Annotated in this window: 6 protein-coding genes and 2 pseudogenes; 7 read left to right on the top strand and 1 reads right to left on the bottom strand. The window is 39.3% G+C overall.

The annotated features are described in order from the left end of the window. Positions 1–288: pseudogene (locus HT688_RS11835) on the top strand (transposase); the annotation flags it as partial. Positions 289–300: 12 nt separating this feature from the next. After that, positions 301–495, top strand: a pseudogene (locus HT688_RS11830) (transposase); the annotation flags it as partial. Here HT688_RS11830 and HT688_RS11825 read toward each other — a convergent pair. Beyond that, positions 470–652: a hypothetical protein gene (locus tag HT688_RS11825; RefSeq protein WP_078800210.1), complete on the bottom strand. Its 183-nt coding sequence runs from the start codon at positions 650–652 to the stop codon at positions 470–472. The pseudogene HT688_RS11830 and the gene HT688_RS11825 sit on opposite strands and share 26 nt — an antisense overlap. A 127-nt stretch (positions 653–779) precedes the next feature. Between HT688_RS11825 and HT688_RS07385 the strand changes: the two genes are divergently transcribed. From HT688_RS07385 to HT688_RS07365, 5 genes are all read left to right on the top strand, one after another. Beyond that, the gene (locus HT688_RS07385) at positions 780–2,759 is read left to right on the top strand and encodes a peptide ABC transporter substrate-binding protein (protein ID WP_050269502.1); all 1,980 of its coding nucleotides are present in this window, start codon (positions 780–782) and stop codon (positions 2,757–2,759) included. A gap of 66 nt (positions 2,760–2,825) precedes the next feature. Then, positions 2,826–4,322 carry an ABC transporter permease gene (locus HT688_RS07380; RefSeq protein WP_050207981.1) on the top strand — a complete coding sequence of 499 codons (1,497 nt, stop codon included), beginning with the start codon at positions 2,826–2,828 and terminating at the stop codon, positions 4,320–4,322. Continuing rightward, complete coding sequence (oppC, locus tag HT688_RS07375; protein ID WP_000103690.1) at positions 4,322–5,248, top strand: oligopeptide ABC transporter permease OppC; 927 nt, start codon at positions 4,322–4,324, stop codon at positions 5,246–5,248. Before HT688_RS07380 ends, oppC begins: the two co-directional genes overlap by 1 nt. An 8-nt stretch (positions 5,249–5,256) precedes the next feature. Continuing rightward, complete coding sequence (locus tag HT688_RS07370) at positions 5,257–6,324, top strand: ABC transporter ATP-binding protein (protein ID WP_000159563.1); 1,068 nt, start codon at positions 5,257–5,259, stop codon at positions 6,322–6,324. Positions 6,325–6,334: 10 nt separating this feature from the next. Then, positions 6,335–7,261 carry an ATP-binding cassette domain-containing protein gene (locus tag HT688_RS07365; RefSeq protein WP_101514805.1) on the top strand — a complete coding sequence of 309 codons (927 nt, stop codon included), beginning with the start codon at positions 6,335–6,337 and terminating at the stop codon, positions 7,259–7,261. Positions 7,262–7,321 lie beyond the last annotated feature (60 nt).

The following is a 7,321-nucleotide window of genomic DNA, read 5'->3' as shown; positions in this document are numbered from 1 at the left end:
ATTTACAAGAACAGCAGGACAAGCGATTTCTTTGGGGAGTGGTTCAAAACGCAACTCCTGCCTGCTTTGAAGACACCTCATGTTATTATCATGGACAATGCTAGTTTTGATCCCAAGAACATTTTGGATGAACTCTGCATCCAAGATAAACACTTTTTCTTACCTCTACCGCCATATTCACCGGATTTGAATCCTATTGAGCAAGCTTGGGCTATCTTGAAAAAGAAAGTAACAGATTTATTAAGGGAAGTCCCAACTATTTTTGAATGTTTGGAACGCTTTTTAAAACTAAATGACTATAAAAAGAAATGCCACGCTATGAAGGCTCAAGCGATTGTCACAAGTCAAGGGAGAATTGTTTCTTTGGATATCGCTGTGAACTATTGTCATGATATGAAGTTGTTCAAAACGAGTCGCAGAAATATCGGACAAGCTGGTAAAATCTTGGCTGACAATGGTTATCAAGGACTCATGAAGCTATATCCTCTTTTGCAGGAAGTCTAATATTGTTATAATTTAATTTGAATTCCAAAATCACATTGTTCCGTCCGTATTTTATTTTACTGTATGTCTTCCTAAGCTCCAAAGTTTCTGCGTCAAATTTCCTATTTTCACTGTAGTCTTTGACACTTCGAACGACAATTTGAATCATATATTCAAAAAAAAATGAAAAATTTGTGCCAACAAGCCTAAATATTCTGAAAATTTGTTTGATTTTTAATGGATAATATGATATAATGGTCGTCAATCTATAATTCACATAAACAGAGGAGTAGAAAATGAAAAAAAATCGTGTATTTGCTACAGCAGGTCTTGTTTTATTAGCAGCAGGTGTACTTGCAGCATGCAGTTCTTCAAAATCATCTGATTCATCAGCCCCTAAAGCTTATGGCTATGTTTATACAGCAGACCCAGAAACCTTGGACTACCTGATTTCAAGTAAAAATAGTACAACAGTAGTGACTTCAAATGGGATTGATGGTTTATTCACTAACGATAATTACGGTAATCTTGCTCCTGCAGTTGCAGAGGATTGGGAAGTCTCTAAGGATGGTTTGACCTACACTTATAAGATTCGTAAAGGGGTTAAATGGTTTACCTCTGATGGAGAAGAATATGCAGAGGTGACGGCTAAAGATTTCGTGAACGGCTTAAAACACGCAGCAGATAAAAAATCAGAAGCTATGTATCTAGCTGAAAACTCGGTTAAAGGCTTGGCAGATTATCTATCAGGAACTTCAACAGATTTTTCAACAGTTGGTGTCAAGGCGGTTGATGATTATACGTTACAATACACTTTGAACCAGCCTGAACCGTTCTGGAACTCTAAGTTGACCTATTCTATTTTCTGGCCTCTGAATGAAGAATTCGAAACATCAAAAGGAAGCGATTTTGCTAAACCAACAGATCCGACATCCTTGCTTTATAATGGGCCATTCTTGTTGAAAGGGTTGACTGCAAAATCTTCTGTAGAGTTTGTAAAAAATGAACAATATTGGGACAAAGAAAACGTCCACCTAGATACTATAAATCTGGCTTACTATGATGGCTCAGATCAGGAGTCGCTAGAGCGTAACTTCACTAGTGGAGCTTATAGTTATGCCCGTCTTTTCCCTACCAGCTCCAACTATTCTAAGGTTGCAGAAAAATACAAGGACAATATCTATTATACACAACCAGGCTCTGGGATTGCTGGTCTGGGTGTGAATATTGATCGCCAAAGTTACAACTATACTTCTAAAACTACAGATTCAGAGAAAGCAGCTACTAAGAAGGCATTGCTTAACAAAGATTTCCGTCAAGCCTTGAATTTTGCTCTTGATCGCTCAGCTTACTCAGCTCAAATCAATGGTAAAGATGGAGCAGCTTTAGCAGTTCGTAATCTATTTGTAAAACCAGACTTTGTTTCAGTTGGTGAGAAGACCTTTGGTGATTTAGTCGCTGCTCAACTTCCTGCTTATGGAGATGAGTGGAAAGGTGTGAATTTAGCTGATGGGCAGGATGGTTTATTCAATGCTGACAAGGCCAAGGCAGAGTTTGCGAAAGCTAAGAAAGCTTTAGAAGCAGATGGCGTTCAGTTTCCTATTCATCTGGATGTTCCAGTAGACCAAGCATCAAAAGGCTACATCGCCCGTATTCAGTCCTTTAAACAATCTGTAGAAACAGTTCTTGGTGTTGAAAATGTCGTTGTCGATATTCAACAAATGACAAGTGATGAATTCCTTAATATTACTTACTATGCTGCCAATGCTTCATCTGAGGATTGGGATGTATCGGGAGGAGTTACATGGGGACCAGACTATCAAGACCCATCTACTTACTTGGATATTTTAAAAACAACTAGCAGTGAAACTACAAAAACATATTTAGGATTTGATAATCCAAATAGCCCTTCAGTAGTTCAAGTTGGTTTGAAAGAATACGATAAATTGGTTGATGAAGCTGCCAAAGAGACAAGCGACTTGAATGTCCGTTATGAAAAATATGCAGCGGCTCAAGCATGGTTGACTGATAGTTCTCTCTTTATTCCTGCTATGGCTTCTTCTGGTGCAGCACCGGTGCTTTCACGAGTTGTTCCATTTACTAGAGCTTCTGCGCAAACAGGCTCTAAGGGGTCAGATGTTTACTTCAAATATTTGAAATTGCAAGATAAAGCGGTGACTAAGAAAGAGTATGAAAAAGCTCGTGAAAAATGGTTGAAAGAAAAAGCTGAATCAAATGAGAAAGCTCAAAAAGAATTGGCAAGTCATGTGAAGTAAATAATTTCTAATAGAACTTTCTCTCCATGAGGAGAAGGTTCTTTTGGGATTTTTAAAGGAAATAATATGAAAAAATATATTTTTATGCGTGTTTTGCGGTCATTGGTTTCGATTTTCTTAGTGACGACTTTGACCTACACGATTATCTATACCTTGGTTCCTCGAAAATTGATTTTCAAGCAGGATCCTAACTATAATAAAATTGCGACAACGGCTGATAAACGTGATAACTATGAAAATACTGTGTTTGAGCGTATGGGCTACATTGAGTATTACGATACTAAAGAGTTGCAAGAAAAGGCAAGTAGCATGGATTCTTCTGTAACAGTAGAAGCAAATGCGACCAATAAAGCTATTTATGAAAAGTACATCAATCAATTAGGTCATGGTTGGACCTTGGGAGAATTTACTGAAAGTGGTCAATTCTATGCTAGTCGTGAAATCCCCATTTTTGAACGTGTTTTTCACTTCTATGCTAACTTGATTGACATTGACCATACAAATAAAATCCAAGACCCTGAAAATCCAGACTTGAAACGCTACCTTCGTTTTGAAAATGATCCAGCTATCGGATGGTCATTGGTCGGTTCAGGAACTAAACATAAATATCTCTTATACTTTAACAGTCAGTTCCCATTTGTTCATCAAAACTTTGTGAACTTGAATTTAGGTGACTCTTACCCAACCTATGCTAATACACCAGTTCTTCAGGTTATTACTCAAGGTCAAGGACAAACCAAAACTGCCCAAGTTCAGTTCCCAACAGGTAAGAAAACGTCTTCTGTAAATATTTACTCAAGAACCTACAAGTCACCTAGTCAGGCTGACTCTCGTGAAGTAGCTAGCTATGGGAAAGATGATCCTTATACAGCGACTGAAAGTAATTACCAATATCCATCTATGATTGTCAGCTCTGCTATTACTGGTTTGATTGGTTTGGTGATTTCTTATGCGATTGCAGTGCCACTTGGTTCAGCCATGGCTCGTTTCAAGAACACTTGGATTGATAGCTTCTCAACAGGGGCTTTGACCTTCTTGCTTGCTCTTCCAACCATTGCCTTGGTTTACATCGTTCGATTGATTGGATCATCTATTGGTCTTCCAGATTCGTTCCCTATCTTGGGAGCTGGAGATTGGCGTTCTTACGTTTTACCAGCAGTCATCCTTGGTTTGTTGGGTGCTCCTGGTACAGCTATTTGGATTCGTCGTTACATGATTGACTTGCAATCTCAAGACTTTGTTCGTTTCGCTCGTGCAAAAGGTTTGTCTGAAAAAGAAATTTCAAACAAACACATCTTTAAAAATGCCATGGTTCCGCTGGTTTCAGGAATTCCTGGTGCTATTATTGGGGTTATCGGTGGTGCAACCCTTACTGAAACAGTCTTCGCCTTCCCAGGTATGGGTAAAATGTTGATTGACTCTGTAAAAGCATCTAATAACTCTATGGTCGTTGGTCTTGTCTTCATCTTTACATGTATTTCTATCTTCTCACGTCTTTTGGGAGATATTTGGATGACTATTATTGACCCACGTATTAAATTGACTGAGAAAGGAGGCAAATAATGTCTACAATCGATAAAGAAAAATTTCAGTTTATAAAACGTGACGATTTTGCCTCTGAAACTATTGATGCGCCAGCATATTCTTACTGGAAATCAGTGTTTAGACAATTTATGAAGAAAAAATCAACTGTAGTCATGTTGGGAATCTTGGTAGCCATCATTTTGATGAGTTTCATCTACCCAATGTTTTCTAAGTTTGATTTCAATGATGTCAGCAAGGTAAACGACTTTAGTGCTCGTTATATCAAGCCAAATGCTGAGCATTGGTTCGGTACAGACAGTAACGGTAAATCACTCTTTGACGGTGTCTGGTTTGGAGCTCGTAACTCTATCCTTATTTCTGTGATTGCGACAGTGATTAACTTGGTTATCGGTGTTTTTGTCGGTGGTATTTGGGGAATTTCAAAATCAGTTGACCGTGTCATGATGGAAGTTTATAACGTCATCTCAAACATCCCATCTCTTTTGATTGTCATTGTCTTGACTTACTCAATCGGAGCTGGATTCTGGAATCTGATTTTTGCTATGAGTGTGACGACATGGATTGGGATTGCCTTCATGATCCGTGTGCAAATCTTGCGTTACCGTGATTTGGAATACAACTTGGCGTCACGTACTTTGGGAACACCAACCTTGAAGATTGTTGCCAAAAACATTATGCCACAATTGGTATCTGTTATTGTGACAACGATGACTCAAATGCTTCCAAGCTTTATCTCATACGAAGCCTTCTTGTCTTTCTTCGGTCTAGGATTACCGATTACCGTGCCAAGTTTGGGTCGTTTGATTTCGGATTATTCACAAAACGTAACAACCAATGCTTACTTGTTCTGGATTCCATTGACAACCCTTGTTTTGGTATCCTTGTCCCTTTTCGTAGTTGGTCAAAACTTAGCGGATGCTAGTGATCCACGTACACATAGATAGGAGTAGAAATGACAAAAGAAAAAAATGTAATTTTGACTGCTCGCGATATTGTCGTGGAATTTGACGTTCGTGACAAAGTATTGACAGCCATTCGCGGCGTTTCCCTTGAACTAGTTGAAGGAGAAGTATTAGCCTTGGTAGGTGAGTCAGGATCAGGAAAATCTGTTTTGACAAAGACCTTCACAGGTATGCTCGAAGAAAATGGTCGCATTGCCCAAGGTAGTATTGACTACCGTGGTCAGGATTTGACAAATCTATCTTCTCACAAGGATTGGGAACAAATTCGTGGTGCTAAGATTGCGACTATCTTCCAGGATCCAATGACTAGTTTGGACCCCATTAAAACAATTGGTAGCCAGATTACAGAAGTTATTGTAAAACACCAAGGAAAAACAGCCAAGGAAGCAAAAGAATTGGCCATTGACTACATGAATAAAGTTGGAATCCCAGACGCAGATAGACGTTTTGATGAATACCCATTCCAATATTCTGGAGGAATGCGTCAACGTATCGTTATTGCGATTGCCCTTGCCTGCCGACCTGATGTCTTGATCTGTGATGAGCCAACAACTGCCTTGGATGTAACCATTCAAGCTCAGATTATTGATTTGCTAAAATCTTTACAAAACGAGTATCATTTCACAACAATCTTTATCACTCACGACCTTGGTGTGGTAGCAAGTATTGCGGATAAGGTAGCGGTTATGTATGCAGGAGAAATCGTTGAGTATGGAACTGTTGAGGAAGTCTTCTATGACGCTTGCCATCCATATACATGGAGTCTCTTGTCTAGCTTGCCTCAGCTTGCTGATGATAAAGGGGATCTTTACTCAATCCCAGGAACACCTCCGTCACTTTATACTGACTTGAAAGGGGATGCCTTTGCCTTGCGTTCTGACTATGCAATGCAGATTGACTTCGAACAAAAAGCTCCTCAATTCTCAGTATCAGAGACACATTGGGCTAAAACTTGGCTACTTCATGAGGATGCTCCAAAAGTAGAAAAACCAGCTGTGATTGCAAATCTCCATGATAAGATCCGTGAAAAAATGGGATTTGCCCATCTGGCTGACTAGGAGGAAGGAAATGTCTGAAAAATTAGTAGAAATTAAAGATTTAGAAATTTCCTTCGGTGAAGGAAGTAAGAAGTTTGTCGCGGTTAAAAATGCTAACTTCTTTATCAACAAGGGAGAAACGTTCTCGCTTGTTGGTGAGTCAGGTAGTGGGAAAACAACTATTGGTCGTGCTATCATCGGTCTAAATGATACAAGTAATGGAGATATCATTTTTGAGGGTCAAAAGATTAATGGTAAGAAATCGCGTGAACAAGCTGCGGAATTGATTCGTCGAATCCAGATGATTTTCCAAGACCCTGCCGCAAGTTTGAATGAACGTGCGACTGTTGATTATATTATTTCTGAAGGTCTTTACAATCACCGTTTATTTAAGGATGAAGAAGAACGTAAAGAGAAAGTTCAAAATATTATCCGTGAAGTAGGTCTTCTTGCTGAGCATTTGACTCGTTACCCTCATGAGTTTTCAGGTGGTCAACGTCAACGTATCGGTATTGCCCGTGCCTTGGTCATGCAACCAGACTTTGTTATTGCGGATGAACCAATTTCAGCCTTGGACGTTTCTGTGCGTGCCCAAGTCTTGAACTTGCTCAAAAAATTCCAAAAAGAACTTGGCTTGACCTATCTCTTTATCGCCCATGACTTGTCGGTTGTTCGTTTTATTTCAGATCGTATCGCAGTTATTTACAAGGGTGTTATTGTAGAGGTTGCAGAGACAGAAGAATTGTTTAACAATCCAATTCACCCATATACTCAAGCCTTGCTTTCAGCGGTACCAATTCCAGACCCAATCTTGGAACGTAAGAAGGTCTTGAAGGTTTACGACCCAAGTCAACACGACTATGAGACTGATAAACCATCCATGGTTGAAATCCGTCCAGGTCACTATGTTTGGGCCAACCAAGCCGAATTGGCACGTTATCAAAAAGGACTAAACTAGTAATGGTTTTATAATTTCCATGTCAACTTTTATGGAAATTATGGCTCTTTGTCAACTGTA

The organism is Streptococcus sp. 1559 (assembly GCF_013276735.1).
Classification (GTDB): domain Bacteria; phylum Bacillota; class Bacilli; order Lactobacillales; family Streptococcaceae; genus Streptococcus; species Streptococcus pseudopneumoniae.
This window is presented reverse-complemented; position numbering and strand designations above follow the sequence as displayed.

Excerpts from the sequence above, each read along its gene's own strand:
- HT688_RS07365 (WP_101514805.1), top strand. The coding sequence starts at position 6,335 with ATGTCTGAAAAATTAGTAGAAATTAAAGATTTAGAAATTTCCTTCGGT.
- HT688_RS07370 (WP_000159563.1), top strand. The coding sequence starts at position 5,257 with ATGACAAAAGAAAAAAATGTAATTTTGACTGCTCGCGATATTGTCGTG.
- HT688_RS11825 (WP_078800210.1), bottom strand. The coding sequence starts at position 652 with ATGATTCAAATTGTCGTTCGAAGTGTCAAAGACTACAGTGAAAATAGG.
- HT688_RS07380 (WP_050207981.1), top strand. The coding sequence starts at position 2,826 with ATGAAAAAATATATTTTTATGCGTGTTTTGCGGTCATTGGTTTCGATT.
- oppC (WP_000103690.1), top strand. The coding sequence starts at position 4,322 with ATGTCTACAATCGATAAAGAAAAATTTCAGTTTATAAAACGTGACGAT.
- HT688_RS07385 (WP_050269502.1), top strand. The coding sequence starts at position 780 with ATGAAAAAAAATCGTGTATTTGCTACAGCAGGTCTTGTTTTATTAGCA.